The following is a 15,776-nucleotide window of genomic DNA, read 5'->3' on the forward strand; positions in this document are numbered from 1 at the left end:
CTATTTTGACGCGGCCGCGTTCGGCCCCTCGGGCGAGGAGGCCGGCGGCGCAGTGTAGAGGCTCATATAGGCGCCGGTGTAGTCCTCTCTCCAGCCTCTCTGGCCGACGAGGAACTGCCGGAGCTGTTCATGCCCTCTGACCCAGAGCACCGCATCGATCCTGTATTTCCTGATCACCGAGTCCCAGGCGGCCTCGTCGATGTCCCAGCGTACCAGCTTGAGATAGTCGCGCAGCAGCTCGTCCGGATAGGCGGTCGCGGCACGGCCGTCCACGAACATCGGCACCGAGCCGTGGGTGCGGAAGATCAGGAGCCCGCCGGAATTCCAGTGGTTCAGCAGGCGCGAATGCGTGGAATGCGCGAGCAGATAGGCGGCATCCTCATCCGAGAGCATCTCCGGCAGCGCCAGCGACGGTCGCACCTGAAGGAAGCTGAGCGGCAGCACGAAGACGCCGACGATCCCGGCCGCCAGCATCGCGCGGCGGATGTCGAGCCTCGACAGGCGCTCGGGCAGCAGCCGGTCGACGTGCAGCGCCATCGGCACCGCCGAGAAGATGAAGAAGAATGCGATGTACCTGAACTGGTAGAGGCCCAGAACCAGGAACAGCCATGCCAAGAGGCGCGGCTCCACCGGAATGGGCTTTGAGTTTCGGTAGCGCAGCTCGAGCGCAATGAACGTCAACGCATAAGCGATGGCGGGAATGCTTCCGGGCAGCTCCATATTGTGGAAGTAGGGACGCCACTCGCCGATATTGGCCTGGATGAAATGGCCGAGCGTCGCCATCACGCCGTCATAGATGTGCCAGCCCAGCGGATTGACGAAGATCGCGGCGAAACACCCGATGCCCGCGAGGCAATAATTCCTGAAATTCGTCCAATCCCGGCGAAGCAAAGCGACGCCGGCGAAGACGCCGATGATCGGAAAGGCGAGCATGAAGCCGCCGTGCAGATTGACCCACAGGATCATCATCACCGGCAACAGGAACCATCTGCGCCGCTGCAGGCATTCCCCGTAGAAGATCACCGCGAACAGCATGGTCGCGATATTCGGCGATGCCGCCAGATACGTGTTGGGCGCCGCCTCGTAGCAGGGGTAGAGCAGGCATGCGGCGAAGACGGTGATACAAACCGCCGGGACCGACGCGCCGCTGCGCAAGCCGCATGAGGTGAGATATCCGACGATGACCGCGCCGCAGGCGACGACCAGCAGGACGATCCCGGCAAGCCCCGCGTGCTGATAAAGCACGCTGGCAATCACGTCCCAGAGCCACGACAGGTTATACCATCGCTTGTCTCCGAGCGTGAACGCCCACGGATCCTGAAACGGGATCTCGCCACGCTCCCTGATCAGGTCTCCCGCGGCGATATGCCAGCCGAGGTCATAGTGGCTGAGCTGCACCGGTCCGTTCGAAATGTAGAACACCGACAGGAACGCGATCAGAACGAGGTAGATCTCGCGCCCGTGCAGGAAGCGTCCGAACGCCGTGGGCGCCCCGCCAATCCCGGACCGGGACCAATTCTCGCGCGCGTCCATGAGAGCTCTCACCATCGAAGCCGGCGGTGCAGGCCTTAGCGTTTCCCCAGAAGTCTGCGGCGACGGCGGCAGACCTCGTTTGCTTTAGGGGAAGACGATCTAAGGTCGAGTAAAGGCTGGTTGTATCCGGCGGGTTCCGCAAGGCGAAGGGCGGGTTGGTAAATCAATGGTTTGCGCCGCGCGTGGGCACGGACCTGCTTCCGGATGCGGTGGCAAGCGCACGTCCCCCAGAACGGCGCGATAATACCACCTGAGGTGGCAGGATTCTTGCTACGCAGTCTTCGCTCGTCTGGCTGCGGAGACCTATGATGCTCTCGACGCAACGCTCGCTCGCGACGGCCCAGCTTGGCCGTAATAGTTTTGAGGAGATCTTCGAATCCCGGACGCCGTTGCGCGAGGCCGCCCTGGAGTCATTTCGCCGCAGGAATGCGGTTCTCGACGCAATCTTCTACGACATCGGCAAGGTGACCCATGAGGAGGCCCGCGAAACGGCTCCCTGGCTGGCGCGCGAGGGCGCCATCCTCATCGTCCCGCCATCCGGCGCCGGAACGCTCAAGCTCTGCAACACCGTGGAAGACTTCGCCAATGCCGGCGGCGCGAATGTCCGCATCCTCGCGGTGGCCGGCGTCGGCAGCTCGGCGCTGGGGGCGGCGGCCTTCGCGCGAAACGTCGCGGATGCGTTTGGCGTCGCGGTCGCTGCCGTGGTGTCGGGCTACGGGCTTGCCGATCTCCTGACCGAGGCGCTCGGCGGCTGGTTCTGGTTCGGCACCCTCAACCGCCTGCGCCATCAGTTCGAGGAGCTCGACGACATGAGCCGGGCGCTCAACCGTCCCGAAACTCTAAGCCCGCCGACGTCACCGCTCGAACTCGGCCGCATCAGCCTGGATACAAGGACGGTCATGGCTTTGCTGAGCGATGGCCGCTTCAGCTTCTCGCTGGTGACCGGGCACTCCAAGGGCAACCTCGTGATCTCGGAAGCGCTGTACGAGCTGAAGGAAACCCCGGCGGTCGAAGAGACTATTCCCGCCGACAAGTTCTGGATCGTCACGGTGTCCGCGGCAGTCGCGATGCCGCCGCGATACAGGAAGATCATCGACGTGATGGGCACGATCGACGGCTTCGGCGCGCTCAACTCGACGCTCGGAATCTCGATCGAGAAGACGTGTCCGTTCTGCTGGCACCACACGAACACGGATTTGCCGTTTCACCTGCCCGTGACGAAGGTCTTCAGGGAGCTGAGGGGCGAGCGGAATGTCGCCGTCTGAGCACGCCGGGACTCGAAATAACGCCGGCGCACCAGGACGAAGCGATGCGATTGCCGACGGCACCATCCGCCATCCTCGCCCCGTCAGCTCTCGTGGTGCGGGCAGCCGGGGTCGAACCGGCACAGCGCTTGCGTGGCGAGGGATTTTATGCGGTCCCAGGAAAGAGCCACGAATTGGCGGTTACGGTCGCTACAGCGGTAGATAGCGAAGGAATGCCGACCGTGACAGGTATCTACGTTGGTGGTCGGGACGTGATGCGTATCGAGGAGGAATGGAGGAGGATGACGCCGTTCAATATACCCAGACGCGGCGCACCCCCTTTCTCCGCAATCTTTCAAGCGAACTCATCGCTCCTGAGCGGCTTCTTAAGGTGACGTTCACACCAAAGGCCGCAGCCTCGACCGAGAAATTGGGTGTTCCCATGGGCTGGACTGCCAAGAAAGCTTGAAGGGCACAGCCAGTCATCCAGTGTGTTGGTGGTGCGGGCAGCCGGACTTGAATCGGCACGGGATTGCTCCCGAGGGATTTTCTTACCATCTACGGCTTTCGCCGCCCGCCGTCGCGCGTTCGCGCCGTCGGCATCACTAACCCTCACGCTTCTTGCCGATTTGCCCGAATTCCTTCCACAAGCCGAGCATCAAGATCGAATGAACGATCAGGTTGCCGAGGTGCCAGTGAAACTGGTCGCCCTCCATCAAGCCGTGGGCGATCTCGTTCCGTAGGTTCATGCCGCGTGGATCGGCATAGAGCGCCTGAAAGTGCAAGGTGGCGTCGCGGCCGAGCGCATCCGCTACCTTTTGATGGTAGAGGATTTCGCCCATGCCAATCGCGACGCTTGTTCCCGGAACGGTCGGGTGCGCTTTGGTAACCGGTACGCCCAACTCGTCAGCGATCTTGCGCAAGGCGCGCTCGACTTGTGGGACGAGAACATGCGCGGCCTTCACATGGTCCTCTCGGGCCCACGCGCTCGTTCCCTCCACCAAAAGGCTCATATCGTCAAAGAGCCCATGGCGGTTGGCCCACCCCGCGAAATGCTGCGGCACGACCGCATGCTTTTCGAACAAGCGCTGAAAGGCCTGCACGAGCCAAGGCCGTTCGAACTGGAACGCGAGCTTGGCTTGGTGAAAAAGCCGACCAAACGAATCTTCGTCTACGCCCCCGATCTTCGCGGCGACACGGTCGTCCGCATAGATCATTTGCGTGATATGCGCCATCAGCGGCGCTTCCTTCAGCGTCTTTTGGACCTGGTCTTCCAAATGAGGGCGCTTCAGCATGAATTCACGGGCGATGCGCACAAAACTCTCGCCAATGTCGTCAACAACAACGAGGTCCAAGAACTTCTCCATGTCGTCCTTGGTGATTTCGATCTTGTGCTCGAACGATTGAAGGTTCTCGCCTGCCGCACCGATTTGTTTCTGCATCAATATGCGGGTGCGGTCGCGGTCCTCTTTCGAGCCAGCATTCCGGTATTCATCCGTTGCCGTTTGCAGAAGCGCGGCGGCAAGCATGGGATCGGCATTGCTGGCGAACTGCTCGAAAGCTTCGGCGACCGCCATGTGAAGTCGCCTGGCGTCGTCGTGCTTGCTTAGGCGGCGGTAGTACGGAACTAGCCGCTCGGCGGCACTCTGCGCCTCATGCGGGTCGCAGTTCGCGGGATCTCCGCTATTGGACCGCATCGCGATGATGCTTTCCAAATCGGCGACCAGCTCGGCTCGTTCGTCATCGGTGACGCCTGCTTTCTTGTCGTCGAGCAGCCGATCGACCGTGTACCACCACGTGCGGCTGTGGGATTTCATGAGCCCGCGATGGACATCCATCAATTTTTTTCGGGCCCGTTCCGTGCGCTCCGCATCACCGATCAGTACGGCGAGGTCGAGCGCACGAATTGCAAATTGAAAATGTTCATGTTCCTCGGCCATGCGCGGTATCGCGTCGAGGTAGGAATCGACCGCAATTCGTGCATCTTCAGGATCGCGCTTGCGCTTTCCGATAGGACCGCTCATCTCCCAGGCAAGATCGGCGTAACGCGCTCTTAGAAAAGGATGCTTGAGCGTCCGCGTACGGTTGGCCCAATGGGTTATAGCTTCAGAGGAGGTGCCTACAATGTCTGGGAAATACACCGTATTGCCTGCACCATCCACGCCGGAACCCATCGGTCCGAAATAGCTATTCCACGGGTTTTGGTGTTGGCCAGTCGCTAAAGCGAAAGCAAGGTACTCTGCCCAAGCGCCATGCCCTTCAGCTTCAGAAGGTTCGTTCAAAGCGCCGCTTGCCGTCCTGAGCGCACTTGCAACATCGTGTTCAGTAAACGGCTCCGTTGTGACATCGAAGCGCTGAACGATTTCTTCCAAGGAGGTCGGCACGGTCAATGCGTTTGACATGAAAACCCGATCGTGATTCGGAACGGCAATAGAAACTAGCGCACCCCGATCGTCCGGGTTGCAGAAAAAGTCAGAACGTTACTTGTAATGGTGCGGGCAGCCGGGGTCGAACCGGCACAGCGCTTGCGCGCCGAGGGATTTTAAGTCCCTTGCGTCTACCAATTCCGCCATGCCCGCTTGAACCAACGAGATCAAACACTTAAGTCCACCTGCGGCCGTCTGGAATTGGCGTTTTGCCGGCCGGGCGGGTGTCCTTCCTTAAGCGAGCCGGGCGCACAAGGCAAAGCCTCAATCCGGACATCTGTTGCTGCTTTAGGCATTCTCAATCCACGGGGACTATCCATCCGGCATGGCTGCTTCGCTTTCCGCTTCCCTGCGCTGTTGCGGCGCGCTTCTTGTGCTGCTCGCGGGCGGCGCGGTCCTGGCCGGCTGCGCCGGCATCAGCGAGACGGTCGCGCCGGCCTTTGCCGATCCCGCCAGGTACGAATTGTACGATTGCAAGCAGCTCGAAGCCGAGCGCAAGTCGCTCGCCAATCGCACGAGCGATTTGCAGAGACTGATGGACAAGGCGGAGACCGGCGCCGGCGGAGCCGTCGTGTCCGAGCTCGCCTATCGCAACGACTACGTTGCGGTGCGCGGGCAGGCGCAGCTCGTTGACGACGCCTGGCGTCGCAACAGGTGCCGGGAGACGCCGCCCGATGCAAAACCGCAGGCCTCCGCCCCGCAGCCGCCGGTGATCAAGCCCGCCCCGACGAGATCGGGCAGCGCCGCGCGCTGAGCCGGAGCATGATCCGGAAAAGTGCGAAGCGGTTTTCCGAAAAGATCATGCGCAAACAACAACCTAAAGCGCGATGACGATTCATCCAAATCTCATCGCGCTTTAGAGCATGATCCGGACCCGAAGGGCCGCGCCAGCGCAAAGTGCGAAGCGTTTTTTCCTCGCGACAAACGTGGAACGCGTTTGCGCGGAGATCATGCTCAAACAATAACTGCACCAGCCTCAGGGCCGCCAGCCGTAGATCCAGTCCTGCCGCGCCAGCATGCGGTCCGGGCCGAGCGCGCGGATCGCAAGATCGCGCGCGATCGCGAGCGGCCCGCTGAAATGATAGATGCGGCCCTGCTGCCGTGCGGTCCGCTGCACCCGCCGCACGCGGCCCTGGCGCGCAGCTCCATATTGCTTCAGCGCGGCGGTGATGCCCGCGGTGCTCTCGGCCGCCTCGAGGCTCACGTGCTGCGCGAGCACGGCGGCATCCTCGATCGCCATGCCGGCGCCTTGCGCGGCGAAGGGCAGCATCGCATGCACGGCGTCGCCGAGCAGCGCGACCGGGCCTTTGCTCCAGGGGCAGCCGTCGGGCACGCCGAACAGCGCCCATTTCCGCCAGCTGTCGACCGCGGCGAGCATCATCCGCGCCGCCGGCGGCCAGCGCGGCGCGCCGAACGCGTCCATCACCTCGCGCGGATCGCCGGGCGTGCTCCAGCCAGGCCTGTTCCAGGTGCCCGGCAGCACCGCGACCACGTTGATCTGACGTCCGCCTGCGATCGGATAGGCGACGAGATGAGCGTTCGCGCCCATCCACAGCTGCACCCGCCGGGCGGTGTAGTCCTTCGGCAGCTGCGTCACATCGAACGTGCCGCGCCAGGCGATCAACTCGGAGAAGCGCGGCTGCACCTCGGGAAACAGATGCTGGCGTACCGTCGACCAGATGCCGTCGGCGCCGATCAGGGCGCTGGCGAGGTCGCTGCGGCGGATCGTGCCGCTGCGATGGACCACGGTCAGTCCCTTGGCATGAGGCGCGACGTCTTCGAAGGTTGCCCCTAACTTCAGGTCGATATCGGGATGATCGGCGACTGCGCCGGCGAGCGCGGACTGCAGGTCGGCACGGTGCACCACCCAATAGGGGGCGCCGGCGCGCATGGAGGCGGCTTCGCCGAGCGGCATGCGCAACAGCTCGCCACCGGCCCGCGCGCTCATGATCGAGACCGCCTCGGGGACGACGGCGCGCAGCTTGAGGCGCTCGGTGAGGCCGAGCTCGACCAGCACGCGGCTGGCATTGGGGGAAAGCTGCAGGCCGGCGCCGACTTCCTCGAGACGCTCGGCCTTTTCCAGCAAGACGATGCGGAAACCGCGCCCGGCCAGCGCAAGCGCGGCCGTCAGTCCACCGATGCCGGCACCGGCGATGACAATCGTTCGGGAGAGCGCCACCCCTGACCGATGGACGCGGTCAGGCCACCTTGTCCTTCAGCACGCATTCCGGCGGGCGGGCTTCGCCCGCCTTCAGGTCGGCCGCGAAACGGTACAGCGTCGAGCAGTAAGGGCAGATGATCTCGTTGTCGTTGCCGAGGTCGAGGAAGACGTGCGGATGATCGAACGGAGGGTTGGCGCCCACGCACATGAACTCTTGCGAGCCGATCTCGATGACGGGGACACCGGCATCGTTATGGAAGTGCGGGACGACATGGTCGGACATCGTAGTTCATCCTGGAGTGGCAATGGCGGCAGACACAATCAACAACTGACGCGGCATCTTTGAGGCGCCGCGGACCATAAAGGCGGGTGCAGATGATTGCTAGTCCAGCGGAACCGAAAGCTCCGCAATTGCCCCATGCTCATTTGCTCATGCAAATTCGACACAATCTTGCCGCCTGAGAGAAGCCCTTCTTTCGTCGGGGACGTTGTGTCGCAATTTTGGCATACTATGTCTGGGGACGTGCGCAATTGAGGCAAAAGTCGAATCATCAGGCGCCGATGATCAAGGACAGTCCGGGCTTTTCCGCATGAAATGGCTGCGAATCAGCACAGCGTTGACCGGTATTGCGGCTTGCAGCCTTCTGCTCGCGCAGGCAGCGCCGCATGCCCGCGACGCCGGCGCGATCCTCGCCGCCCAGGACGATCCGCACCTGCTCTCCGAGCTCAGGCTCGACGCGCTGCTGCGGCAGAACGACCACCTGGTCCAGGACAACATCGAGGCCGCGCTCGCATCAGGCGACGCCGATCTCGCCGACAGTTTTGTGGCGCTGGCGCGTGACCGCAACATCGCGCTTCCGGACGACCTCCTCAATCGCGTGAGCGATGCGGTCAAGGCGGAGAATTCCAGCTCGTATTTCGCGAAACGTTTCGCCACCGGCCTCGTCACCGGCAACGCCGACGACGTCGCGAGCCTGTCCGGAACCGTTGCGGGCGATCTCTTCGTGATCGGCGACGTCAGGGACGTCGTGCGCGAGGGCAAGCATCTGGCGATGGGCGAGGAGACCGACCGCCTGGTGCTGGGCCTTGCGACCGCGGGCCTCGCGGTGACGGCGGCAACCTACGTCTCCGTCGGCGGCGCCGCCCCGGTGCGGGCCGGGCTGACGCTGGTGAAGGATGCGCGGAAGGTAGGACGGCTTGGCAAAGGGTTAGCTGCATGGGCCGGCCGTTCCGCGCGCGAGATCGTCGACACCCCGGTGCTTCAGAACGCGGTCGCCAGGGGTTCCGTGTTCCGCCCGGGCGAAACCGTGAGCGCGATCAGGGCCGCGTTCCGTGCCGAGAAGGCCGGTGCGCTGGTCCGGCTCGGCAAGGACGTCACGCGCGTGGCTGAGAAGACCGGCACGCGCGGTGCCATGGACACGCTGCGGATTGCCGAAGGTCCCAAGGACGTCGCGCGCGCGGCGCGGCTGGCCGAAGCGCAAGGCAGCAAGACCCGCGCGATCATGAAGCTGCTCGGCCGCGGCGCGCTGCTGCTCGTCGGCGGCGCATTCGATCTGACGCTCTGGCTTTTTGGTGCGGCAATGACATTGTTCGGCCTGTTGTCCTCGATCAAGGCCACCACCGAGCGCCTGACCCAGGCCTGGTGCGATCGCAAGAGGGCGCGCCGGCTCCGGCGGGCGCAGATCGCAGCCGAAGCCGCTCTGGCCGATGCGGCCCTTAAGGCCTAAAGCGCGACGAGATTGAGGTCATTCGTCGTCGCACTGTGGGCTATTGTTTGGGCATGATCTCCGCGCAAGCGCGTTCCGCGTTTGTCGCGAGGAAAAACCGCTGCACACTTTTCCGGATCATGCTCTAAGATCAATCGTCCCCCCTCAAGACCTCTGGAACTGATGATGCCGAGCTTTCACAACGGCGCCGTTGAAATTGCCTATCTCGACGAAGGCGAGGGCGATCCGATCATCCTGGTGCACGGCTTTGCCTCGAGCAAGAACGTGAACTGGGTCTATCCGACCTGGGTTTCGGAGCTGCGCAAGAACGGCCGCCGTGTCATCGCGCTCGACAATCGCGGCCATGGCGAAAGCGCAAAGCTCTACGAGCCGGCGCAATATTCGATTCCGACCATGGCCGGCGACGTGCTGGCGCTGATGGATTATCTCGCCATCCCGCAGGCCGATATCATGGGCTATTCCATGGGCGGGCGGATGACGGCCTGGCTCGGCCTCAACGAGCCGCAGCGCCTGCGCTCGGCGATCCTCGGCGGTATCGGCATCGGCGGTCTGATCGAGGGCACCGGCCCCGGCGAGAACGTGGCGAAGGCGCTGGAAGCGCCCTCGCTCGACGACGTCGCCGATCCCGTCGGGCGCACGTTTCGGGCCTTCGCCGATCAGACCCGGTCCGACCACCGGGCGCTCGCCGCGTGCCTGCGCGGCACGCGCGATCTCATGACGAAGGACGAGGCTGCACGCATCGACGTACCCGTGCTGATCGCGGTTGGCTCGACCGACGACGTCGCGGGCTCCGCCAGCGCGCTCGGCGCCATCATCCCCGGCTCGGAAGTGCTCGACATTCCCAATCGCGACCACATGCGCGCGGTCGGCGACAAGGTCTACAAGACCGGCGTGCTGGATTTCCTCTCACGCCGCGGCTGAGGCTTTGTCCCGAGGAGCATGATCCGGAAAAGTGCGCAGCGGTTTTCCGAAAAGATCATGCTTAAAACAACAACCTAAAGCGCGATGACGATTCATCCTAACCTCATCGCGCTTTAGGCTCGTCGCCGAACGCGCGGAAGAGCGCCATCAACACCACGAAGGTCGCGACCCACGCCATCCGCGCGCCGTAGCGGTCGTGCGGGCCGGAGATGGCGGCGCAGATGAAGGCGTTGCCGAGCAGCGCCAGCGTCACGGTCGCCGCCAGCAGCGTCAGCTCGTCGAGCCGGCGGTTCGCGAGCGCGCGGCCGAGCAGCGCGACCAGCGCCAGCATCGAGGCCAGCGCGACGGGGACATGGAGCCAGTTGACGTAGTCGAAATCGACGGCCCAGTGCTGCTGGCGCGCGGCGCGCATCGGCGCGACCTGCGCGGGGATGTAGCGCTCGATGATGCCATAGGTGTGCGGGATCCAGCCGCTGGTGCCTTCACCGGTCGCCACATGCAGCAATTGCTGGCCCATCGCCCGCAAGGCCGCGCCGGCCTGCCAGGCCGGATAGTCGGCGAGCGACTGCACGACGATGGTGCTCATCTCATCGTTCATGCCTTCGAAACGGCCGAGCGTGTTGAACATGCTCTTGCCCCACAGGAACTCGTCGGCGGTCGCCGGCAATTGGTTGCGATAGGGGCAGAGCTTGAAGTTTTCGCGCGGGCAATGGTCGTTGAGGAAGCGCGCGACGATGCCGTCCTGCATCATGCGGCCGAAGGCGACGCCGTAGCCGCCGGGCGTCCAGGCCCATTTCCCCGACAGCGCGTGGTTCGCGGACACCAGCGTCAGGCCGCCGGCGACGATGGTCATGCTGGCCTGCGCCAGTCCTGCGACCGGAAGCCTGCGGCCCAGGAACGGTCGCGCCATCCAGCCGGCGACGCAGAGGCCGAGCAGCACGCCGAGCGTGGCGCTGTGGGTCGCGGCGGCAAAGGCGGTGAAGCCGAACAGCGAGATCTTTTCGAGCGTTGAGGTCCGTTTCCCGCCGATGACCAGCAGGAACAGCGACAGGATCGAGAGCCCGGCGAAGATGTCCGTGAGCAGCATGCTGGCGAGCCAGGGCAGCGCCGTCGACACGATCAGGAGCAGGCTGATCGCGACGAAGCGGGATGTCTGCATCAGGCCGAGCACGCGTAAGGTGAGCTGCAACAGCCAGAGCGCCGCCAGCGACTGGACCGCGAGGTTGACCCAGAAGCCGAAGCTTTCGCCGTAGTGCAGATAGAGGCCGAACACGGTGGATCGGCTGGGGACGAGATAGCCTTCGTACCAGCGCGCCAGATAGCCGCCGGTATCCCATTGCAACAGCGGATAGCCGTTCCAGAACGCCGGAGCGATCATCAGCAGGGGCAGGGCCATCGCGGCCAGCCGCAGCCAGGATGAGCTCGCGGCGCGCGCGCGCAAATGGTCAGTGGTGGTCGTCAATTCCGCTCCGTCGTCGCCGGGACCATGCCCGCAATAAGGCTTGGGAGAGAATTCACCAATAGTTTGACGCTGCCTGACTTGAATTTGGCAAAAGCCTGACCACTTTGAGCCGACCTTGCCGCCTGGGGGCGTCAAAATAAGTTGTTGTATTTCAATGCGTTGGCGTGCTCTCCTGGGGCAAGGTGCTGTTCACTCTCAGGCAAGCGCGTCAGGACTTTGTCGCCTAGACTGTGCTATAGAGCCCGCAAAACGAGCAATTCGAAAGAGCAAATCCCATGGCAGTGCATCAGGTCAATCCGGGAGGAAAGCTCGCATCGCTCGATCCGATCTGGGACCGGATCCGGGGCGAAGCGGAGGACATCGTCCATCGCGAGCCCGAGCTTGCGACCTTCATCTATTCGACGGTGCTGCATCACAGCCGCCTGGAAGATTCGGTCATTCATCGTCTCGCCGACCGGCTCGATCATTCCGCGCTGTCGGGCGATCTCGTACGCCAGACCTATGACGAGGCGCTGCGCGACGATCCCGATCTCGGCAACGCCTTCCGCGCCGATCTCGTCGCCGTCTACGACCGCGACCCCGCGACCTCGCGCTTCATCGATCCCTTGCTCTACTTCAAGGGCTTTCACGCCATCCAGACCCATCGCCTGGCGCACTGGCTCTATCTGAAGGGCCGCAAGGATTTCGCGTACTATCTCCAGAGCCGCGCCTCCGCGGTGTTCCAGACCGACATCAATCCGGCCGCGCGCATCGGCCGCGGCATCTTCCTCGATCACGCCACCGGCTTCGTCTGCGGCGAGACGGCGGTGATCGAGGACGACGTCTCGATCCTGCACGGCGTCACGCTCGGCGGCACCGGCAAGGAGAACGAGGACCGTCATCCCAAGATCCGCCATGGCGTGCTGATCGGCGCCGGCGCAAAAATTCTCGGCAACATCGAGATCGGCCATTGCGCGCGCATCGCCGCCGGCTCGGTCGTGGTGAAACCCGTGCCGCACAATGTCACGGTCGCGGGCGTGCCGGCCAAGATCGTCGGCGAAGCCGGCTGCGCCGAGCCGTCGCGCACCATGGATCAGATGATCAACGCCATGGGGCTCTAAGCTCGTAACAAGGGCGGGATTCTCCGGCCTTTCTCGTCCCCAAATTCTTTGGCAATTCATGCTGGCGGTTCGTCGCATCTCGTCCTAAAACCCGCCGACCAATTTTGATCGGAGACTTGCCGTGGACGTCAAAGAAGTCAGAAAGCTGGACGCGTATCTGAAGCGCGTATTCGGCAATCCCAAGATCCGCGTCGTGCCGCGGCCGAAGAAGGATGATTCCGCCGAGGTCTATATCGGCGAGGAGTTCATCGGCGTGCTGTTCGTCGACGACGAGGACGACGATCGCTCGTTCCAGTTCCAGATGGCGATCCTCGAGGACGATCTCGTCGATCAGGAATAGGTGTTGGCACGCCGTCGTCGCGGGCGAAGCGGAGTCTTCGCCCTGCGCGGCGTTCTCTCGTGTCCCGGATGCGTGGCGTCCGGGACCGCGCGTCGAAGATCGAGGCGCGCTCTTTCCACATCGTCATTGCGAGCGCAGCGAAGCAATCCAGAGTCTTTCCAAGGAGGGATTCTGGATTGCTTCGCGGAGCCTGTCATCGGGCCGCGCGCTGCGCGGACCCGTTGGCTCGCAATGACGAACGCAAGCGTTATGGCTCCATAACTCTATTTCTTCGCAAGAATGCGCAGCCGCGCCTGGCGGCGGCGCGGATGCGGACCAATAGACTGGTCGATCTCCGCACTCGGCTGATCCGATTGCGATAAGCGCTCACTCGAAATGGACGGCGAGCCAGACCGTTGGCTGTTGCGGCTCCGTCCACTCGACGCGATGGCGTTTCCCTGCGGGGATGAAGACGTAATCCCCCACGCCCAGAGATCGTGCAGCAAGCTCATGTTCGAACTGCAATGTGGCGCGCCCTTTCAGCACGATCACCCACTCGTTCCACGCCTGATCGTACCAGAAGCCCGGCGGACTAGTTTGCCCCTGCGATACAATGCGCTCGATCTTCAAGCCAGGCCGCGCGAGGATTTCGCTGAACGCCTCTTCCCCTGTGTTGGCGGCCGAAACATCCGCCACATCCGCGAATAGATTGCCTGGCTGGATTGTCATCGATATTCCCACGCGTTTCCAGAGCCGAATGACCTACAAGCCCACGTAGCGCCCCATTCAGGTCCGTTCAACGGAGCATAGCGGACTGGATTTGCTCACGTTGAGTTCTTCGCATTTTGACCCGGAGGCGACATCAGGGGTCCGCGGAATGATGGGCATGACGACCGGCTGAATCGGTCTCGAATGGGCGACATCATCCCTCCGGCACCCCGGCCAGGCGCATGCCCTCGCAGACGCGCTCTCGTTCGGCGAGATATGTCGGATTGTTGCTTGCTTTGCTGACAAGCAAGCGGCTGATGGTAAAGCCTGGATCGAGCTTAAGTCCCACCTTTGCGGCGCTTCGCGCCTCATCTCTTTCGCCAAGCAGGCCCAAGGCCGCGGCGAGCCAGAAATGGGCCGCAGGAAAGTTACGATTGGCCTCAATGCTTCGCCGTAGCCAAGCGACGGCTTCTGTATCTGCGCCGATCAGTATCTTGGCCATGCCAGCAATATGCATCCAGCGGTGGGCAAAGATATCGCGAGGGGAGAGACGGAGAGCCTCGACGATATGGCCTTCTGTCTCAGCACCGCGACCCATGAAGAACTTTGCGATACCGATGGCGCTGTGAGCACCGACCAGATTGCGATCAATCTCCAATGCCCGCTCACATTCAGCGATGCCTTGCGCGGCCCGGTTTGTAAAAATGTAAGCCCCTCCCAGGATCCTGTGGGCTACTGCGTGGTCCGGCGCCAATGCCAGCGCCTTGATCGCATTTGCTTCGGCTGCCGAAAGATACGCGGCTCGGTTATCAGCCAGCAGGGAAGCTCCGATCGTTAGATCAACGAGCGCCAAGCCGACCAATGCTCCGACGCTTCCGTGATCGATTGCCAAGGCGCGTTCGAAAAAGCTGCGCGCCTCGCTCATGTGCTCCACGCCCCTGTATGACGAGGCATAACCTTGAAAGTTCAAGTCCATCGCGTCGGGATTTGCAGAGCGTTCTGCCCGGCGCGCCTCAGCTGCAATCATTTGGGCATTCAGCGCGTTAGCCAGTCGCGCCACGATTTCGTCCTGCATGTCAAAGAGATCGGCGACCGGCTTGTCGAACCGCTCGGCCCAAAGGTGATTTTCCGTTTCGGCATCAATCAGCTGTACGTTGAGCCGGAGTCGCTTGCCGCTCCGCTGTACAGAGCCTTCGAGCACGTAGCGGACGTTTAGCTCACGCCCGACCTTCTTAAGGTCAACCGCTTTTCCCTTTGTAGGTAAATGCCGTATGGCGGCCGATCACGAACGAGCCGCTGATCCGCGACAAGTCAGTGGTCAAACTGTCGGTCACGCCATCGACGAAATGGTCTTGCTCGGGATCACCGCTGAGATTGGCGAAAGGCAGCACGACGATAGAAAGACGAGGGGGAGACGGCAGGTCGAGCTTCGCTCGCGGCGGCTCTGGCGCTGAGCTGAGCCCCTCTCGGACCACCGCATAGGCCCGAACCGAAAGCGCGATATTCTTGAGGTCCTGGACGCCCAGATCGGCGAATTCGACCCCTACCTTGTCCCGGACATGATCGTAGGCGGACGACGAGATGCAGATGCCGCCTGGTTCTGCGATGCTTTCAAGCCGTGCAGCGATATTTACGCCGTCGCCAAAAACGTCATGCGGCTCGACAATCACATCGCCGACATTGATGCCGACCCGGAAAGCAATCCGCCTGTCTTGCGCATCGGCGATTGTAAGTTCCTTGGTGCGGGTCTGGAAGTGCACAGCAGCGCGAACCGCCCGCACCGCGCTCGGAAATTCCGCCAAGAACCCGTCGCCGGTGTTCTTCACGATGCGGCCGCCGTGTTCAGTAATCGCCGGGTGGACAGCCTCTATCAGAAGGGAAGTCAGTTTAACGTGGGTCGCCTCTTCGTCGCGATGCATGAGCCGCGAATAGCCAGCCACGTCGGCGGCCAATATAGCCGCTAACTTGCGCTCAACTCGGACTGGCCGCTCCTGCACCATGGCCCGCAATCCAACAGGCTGCTATTCTACAGTGGGTTGCAAGGATTTCCCATCTCCTATGTCGCCATTTGGCCCGTGGCTGACTTCCCCTCTTGGCCTCGCGCGGTCCGCTTCTAACGGCTTAACGGAACGCCGTCGCGGAGCTCCCAAGGGCAGCCTTTGACGCGAAGCCGAC

At 62.8% G+C, this 15,776-nt stretch carries 13 protein-coding genes, 1 tRNA gene and 1 pseudogene; 7 read left to right on the plus strand and 8 right to left on the minus strand.

The window, feature by feature from the left end:
- A complete protein-coding gene (locus GGD63_RS07855) occupies positions 1–1,533 on the minus strand; it encodes a hypothetical protein (protein ID WP_183240530.1) in 1,533 nt (510 codons plus the stop codon).
- 305 nt (positions 1,534–1,838) lie between these two features.
- Between GGD63_RS07855 and GGD63_RS07860 the strand changes: the two genes are divergently transcribed.
- Entirely contained in the window at positions 1,839–2,798 is a 960-nt protein-coding gene (locus GGD63_RS07860) for a hypothetical protein (RefSeq protein WP_246785382.1), read from the plus strand.
- Between the two features lie 271 nt (positions 2,799–3,069).
- Positions 3,070–3,246 carry a hypothetical protein gene (locus GGD63_RS07865; protein ID WP_183240531.1) on the plus strand — a complete coding sequence of 59 codons (177 nt, stop codon included), beginning with the start codon at positions 3,070–3,072 and terminating at the stop codon, positions 3,244–3,246.
- Positions 3,247–3,382: 136 nt separating this feature from the next.
- On the opposite strand, the gene GGD63_RS07870 is transcribed toward GGD63_RS07865, so the two are convergent.
- Positions 3,383–5,179, minus strand: coding sequence for a DUF4209 domain-containing protein (locus tag GGD63_RS07870; protein WP_183240533.1), 1,797 nt, complete (start codon positions 5,177–5,179; stop codon positions 3,383–3,385).
- A gap of 88 nt (positions 5,180–5,267) precedes the next feature.
- Positions 5,268–5,356: transfer RNA gene (locus GGD63_RS07875), tRNA-Leu, on the minus strand.
- 172 nt (positions 5,357–5,528) lie between these two features.
- On the opposite strand from GGD63_RS07875, the gene GGD63_RS07880 reads away from it, so the two are divergent.
- Positions 5,529–5,957: a twin-arginine translocation pathway signal gene (locus GGD63_RS07880; protein ID WP_183240535.1), complete on the plus strand. Its 429-nt coding sequence runs from the start codon at positions 5,529–5,531 to the stop codon at positions 5,955–5,957.
- A 222-nt stretch (positions 5,958–6,179) separates the two neighbouring features.
- Here GGD63_RS07880 and GGD63_RS07885 read toward each other — a convergent pair whose 3' ends face one another.
- On the minus strand, positions 6,180–7,382 hold the full coding sequence (locus tag GGD63_RS07885; protein ID WP_183240536.1) for an FAD-dependent monooxygenase: 1,203 nt from the start codon (positions 7,380–7,382) through the stop codon (positions 6,180–6,182).
- Between the two features lie 19 nt (positions 7,383–7,401).
- Positions 7,402–7,647: a zinc-finger domain-containing protein gene (locus tag GGD63_RS07890; protein WP_007602543.1), complete on the minus strand. Its 246-nt coding sequence runs from the start codon at positions 7,645–7,647 to the stop codon at positions 7,402–7,404.
- Between the two features lie 307 nt (positions 7,648–7,954).
- Here GGD63_RS07890 and GGD63_RS07895 point away from each other — a divergent pair, with 307 nt between their 5' ends.
- Together GGD63_RS07895 and GGD63_RS07900 are read left to right on the plus strand one after the other, a co-directional pair.
- A complete protein-coding gene (locus tag GGD63_RS07895; RefSeq protein ID WP_183240538.1) occupies positions 7,955–9,091 on the plus strand; it encodes a hypothetical protein in 1,137 nt (378 codons plus the stop codon).
- Between the two features lie 165 nt (positions 9,092–9,256).
- On the plus strand, positions 9,257–10,012 hold the full coding sequence (locus tag GGD63_RS07900) for an alpha/beta fold hydrolase (RefSeq protein ID WP_183240787.1): 756 nt from the start codon (positions 9,257–9,259) through the stop codon (positions 10,010–10,012).
- Positions 10,013–10,115: 103 nt separating this feature from the next.
- On the opposite strand, the gene GGD63_RS07905 is transcribed toward GGD63_RS07900, so the two are convergent.
- Positions 10,116–11,474: a hypothetical protein gene (locus GGD63_RS07905; protein WP_183240539.1), complete on the minus strand. Its 1,359-nt coding sequence runs from the start codon at positions 11,472–11,474 to the stop codon at positions 10,116–10,118.
- 275 nt (positions 11,475–11,749) lie between these two features.
- Here GGD63_RS07905 and cysE point away from each other — a divergent pair, with 275 nt between their 5' ends.
- On the plus strand, positions 11,750–12,574 hold the full coding sequence (gene cysE, locus GGD63_RS07910) for a serine O-acetyltransferase (protein ID WP_183240541.1): 825 nt from the start codon (positions 11,750–11,752) through the stop codon (positions 12,572–12,574).
- A 121-nt stretch (positions 12,575–12,695) separates the two neighbouring features.
- On the plus strand, positions 12,696–12,914 hold the full coding sequence (locus GGD63_RS07915) for a DUF3126 family protein (protein ID WP_007602550.1): 219 nt from the start codon (positions 12,696–12,698) through the stop codon (positions 12,912–12,914).
- Positions 12,915–13,280: 366 nt separating this feature from the next.
- On the opposite strand, the gene GGD63_RS07920 is transcribed toward GGD63_RS07915, so the two are convergent.
- The gene (locus GGD63_RS07920) at positions 13,281–13,622 is read right to left on the minus strand and encodes a cupin domain-containing protein (protein ID WP_183240542.1); all 342 of its coding nucleotides are present in this window, start codon (positions 13,620–13,622) and stop codon (positions 13,281–13,283) included.
- Positions 13,623–13,815: 193 nt separating this feature from the next.
- Positions 13,816–15,601: pseudogene (locus GGD63_RS07925) on the minus strand (adenylate/guanylate cyclase domain-containing protein).
- Positions 15,602–15,776 lie beyond the last annotated feature (175 nt).

The sequence above is a fragment of the Bradyrhizobium sp. cir1 genome (genome assembly GCF_014198245.1).
GTDB lineage: Bacteria > Pseudomonadota > Alphaproteobacteria > Rhizobiales > Xanthobacteraceae > Bradyrhizobium.

Bases quoted from the DNA above. Each gene is read 5' to 3' on its own strand.
- GGD63_RS07855 (WP_183240530.1), bottom strand. From the start codon at position 1,533: ATGGACGCGCGCGAGAATTGGTCCCGGTCCGGGATTGGCGGGGCGCCC.
- GGD63_RS07895 (WP_183240538.1), top strand. From the start codon at position 7,955: ATGAAATGGCTGCGAATCAGCACAGCGTTGACCGGTATTGCGGCTTGC.
- GGD63_RS07920 (WP_183240542.1), bottom strand. From the start codon at position 13,622: ATGACAATCCAGCCAGGCAATCTATTCGCGGATGTGGCGGATGTTTCG.
- GGD63_RS07900 (WP_183240787.1), top strand. From the start codon at position 9,257: ATGCCGAGCTTTCACAACGGCGCCGTTGAAATTGCCTATCTCGACGAA.
- GGD63_RS07860 (WP_246785382.1), top strand. From the start codon at position 1,839: ATGATGCTCTCGACGCAACGCTCGCTCGCGACGGCCCAGCTTGGCCGT.
- GGD63_RS07890 (WP_007602543.1), bottom strand. From the start codon at position 7,647: ATGTCCGACCATGTCGTCCCGCACTTCCATAACGATGCCGGTGTCCCC.
- GGD63_RS07870 (WP_183240533.1), bottom strand. From the start codon at position 5,179: ATGTCAAACGCATTGACCGTGCCGACCTCCTTGGAAGAAATCGTTCAG.
- GGD63_RS07865 (WP_183240531.1), top strand. From the start codon at position 3,070: ATGGAGGAGGATGACGCCGTTCAATATACCCAGACGCGGCGCACCCCC.
- GGD63_RS07880 (WP_183240535.1), top strand. From the start codon at position 5,529: ATGGCTGCTTCGCTTTCCGCTTCCCTGCGCTGTTGCGGCGCGCTTCTT.
- cysE (WP_183240541.1), top strand. From the start codon at position 11,750: ATGGCAGTGCATCAGGTCAATCCGGGAGGAAAGCTCGCATCGCTCGAT.